Annotated in this window: 1 protein-coding gene; it reads left to right on the top strand. The window is 70.4% G+C overall.

Features of this window, described 5'->3' with window-relative positions; all coding sequences use genetic code 11:
• Positions 1-28: 28 nt before the first annotated feature.
• A partial coding sequence (glyA, locus tag AQJ91_RS48330; RefSeq protein WP_067036805.1) for a serine hydroxymethyltransferase occupies positions 29-1296 on the top strand: 1268 nt, incomplete at its 3' end.

Below are 1296 nucleotides of genomic sequence, written 5' to 3'. Positions count from 1 at the left end.
ACACCGCCGGCTGAGGAGTCGTAGACGCATGTCAGTCCTGAACACGTCCCTGCACGAGCTCGACCCGGAGGTCGCCGCCGCGGTCGACGCCGAGCTCGACCGCCAGCAGTCCACCCTCGAGATGATCGCCTCCGAGAACTTCGCACCCGTCGCGGTCATGGAGGCCCAGGGCTCCGTCCTCACCAACAAGTACGCCGAGGGCTACCCCGGCCGCCGCTACTACGGCGGCTGCGAACACGTCGACGTCGCCGAACAGATCGCCATCGACCGGGTCAAGGAACTCTTCGACGCCGAATACGCCAACGTCCAGCCCCACTCCGGCGCCTCCGCCAACCAGGCCGCCCTGTTCGCCCTGGCCCAGCCCGGCGACACCATCCTCGGCCTGGACCTGGCCCACGGCGGCCACCTCACCCACGGCATGCGCCTGAACTTCTCCGGCAAGCAGTTCAACGTCATCGCCTACCACGTGGACGCCGCCACCGGCCTGGTCGACATGACCGAGCTGGAGCGCCTCGCCAAGGAACACCGCCCGAAGGTGATCATCGCCGGCTGGTCGGCATACCCGCGCCAGCTCGACTTCGCCGCCTTCCGCCGCATCGCCGACGAGGTCGAGGCCTACCTGTGGGTCGACATGGCGCACTTCGCCGGCCTGGTCGCAGCCGGCCTGCACCCCAACCCGGTCCCCTACGCCGACGTCGTCACCTCCACCACCCACAAGACCCTCGGCGGCCCGCGCGGCGGCATCATCCTGGCGAAGAAGGACTTCGCGAAGAAACTGAACTCCTCCGTCTTCCCGGGCTTCCAGGGCGGCCCCCTGGAGCACGTCATCGCGGCCAAGGCCGTCTCCTTCAAGGTCGCCGCCGGCGAGGACTTCAAGGAGCGCCAGCGCCGCACCATCGAGGGCGCGAAGATCCTCGCCGAGCGCCTGACGGCCGACGACACCCGCGCGGCCGGCGTCAACGTGCTCTCCGGCGGCACGGACGTCCACCTGCTCCTGGTCGACCTGCGCGCATCCGACCTGGACGGACAGCAGGCCGAGGACCGCCTCCACGAGGTCGGCATCACCGTCAACCGCAACGCCGTCCCCAACGACCCGCGCCCCCCGATGGTCACCTCGGGCCTGCGGATCGGCACCCCGGCCCTGGCCACCCGCGGCTTCACCGCCGAGGACTTCGCCGAGGTCGCCGACGTCATCGCGGAGACGCTCAAGGCGCCCGCTCCCTTCGGCGAGGCCGACGCGGAGGCACTCAAGACCCGGGTCAAGGCCCTGGCGGACAAGCACCCCCTCTACCCCGG

The sequence above is a fragment of the Streptomyces dysideae genome, from assembly GCF_001514305.1.
GTDB classification, from domain to species: Bacteria; Actinomycetota; Actinomycetes; order Streptomycetales; family Streptomycetaceae; genus Streptomyces; species Streptomyces dysideae.
The sequence above is the reverse complement of the archived record's forward strand: the minus strand, read 5'-3'. Positions and strand labels throughout refer to the sequence as shown.